The 1,155-nt window shown below is 49.4% G+C and carries 1 protein-coding gene and 1 pseudogene; one reads left to right on the top strand and one right to left on the bottom strand.

The annotated features are described in order from the left end of the window. A pseudogene (locus tag ACXPVS_RS27345) lies at nt 1-312 on the bottom strand (hypothetical protein); the annotation flags it as partial. 90 nt (nt 313-402) lie between these two features. Between ACXPVS_RS27345 and ACXPVS_RS27340 the strand changes: the two are divergent. Beyond that, complete coding sequence (locus tag ACXPVS_RS27340; RefSeq protein WP_074876666.1) at nt 403-684, top strand: helix-turn-helix domain-containing protein; 282 nt, start codon at nt 403-405, stop codon at nt 682-684. Nucleotides 685-1,155 lie beyond the last annotated feature (471 nt).

The following is a 1,155-nucleotide window of genomic DNA, read 5'->3' as shown; positions in this document are numbered from 1 at the left end:
GTGAGTGTGGTGGGTGGTTTCATGTGTGCTCCTTTTTTGGAGAGCACAGCGTGGCGAGTGGAGGTAGGGAATTACAGGTGGCTGGGCTGGAGGCTTACCCCGAAATGACTCATGTTGGACCTTGAGAATGTCTTTCAGTGCCTCAAATGAGGACACCATGAGCATTTCCCCAACGAATTCCTTACCATATCGAACGTGTGCTTCAAGGTAAAACCAAGGGATCATTACCGTCTGCCGCATGAACGGACGCCCCAGAAAATCAGCATTGAAAAGGCTGGAAATAATAGTCGGCCCTTCATGATCCGTGTTCATCGCTGGTACCTCAGCATCTCGAATGAACAATATATGTTGTAGTCATATATTGCGCAATGTCGCCTTATCGTTCCTTTTGTGAGAAGCAAAATGGAACTGAAAGAAGCATTTGGGGCGACGCTCCGACAGGCTCGCCTTCGGAAAGGCCTGACTCAGGAGCATTTTTCGTTGGTAAGCAGCCGCACAAATGTCAGTTTGCTTGAGCGTGGAGGGACCAGCCCGACGCTTGTAAAGCTCGAGGAGTTGTGCAGCGTTTTGGGAGTTCATCCCGTCAGCCTGGTAACGGCGTGCTATATGCGAAAGGAAAACATCACGGATCTCAAAGCGTTTCTAGCTCAAGTGCGAAAGGATCTGGAAGCCATCGACTCTTGAAAAGCCATTGATCAAAGGCTCAGTGGCTCACCTAATTTTGGTGAAGCAAGAAAAAGAAAAGGTCAATTTGTTCGTGATGGGAAGCTAGAAGGTGTTAAGCGACTCATCGCAACGAAAGACGCATTGCCTCGATAATCTGGATTTTGCGGATGCAGGCGTAAAGCTGAAATGCGCCGGACCAACAGCAAGTCGCGTTGCACGCAATCAGCCGAGGCGCATCAACTCATACAACGTTCGTAAGGGTGCTGCGGGATCAAGTTTCGCACGCTCTGACCCGAGAGCTGGAGCTCGTACAAATTGCGAAAAGTTTCAGATTTGCAGATTTCTTTGCACGACAGTTTCAAATTTACCTTTCATAAGGGGAGCGTTACCTGCGTATTTCGCTCATCGTGACCGGTCATTTCGCTAACAACGTGACCGGTTTCTCCACCCGATTGCGCGGGGTCTAAATTCTAACCGCATCGGTCACGA

This window comes from Pseudomonas sp. Ma2-10 (assembly GCF_054330215.1).
This window is presented reverse-complemented; position numbering and strand designations above follow the sequence as displayed.

Excerpts from the sequence above, each read along its gene's own strand:
- ACXPVS_RS27340 (WP_074876666.1), top strand. The coding sequence starts at position 403 with ATGGAACTGAAAGAAGCATTTGGGGCGACGCTCCGACAGGCTCGCCTT.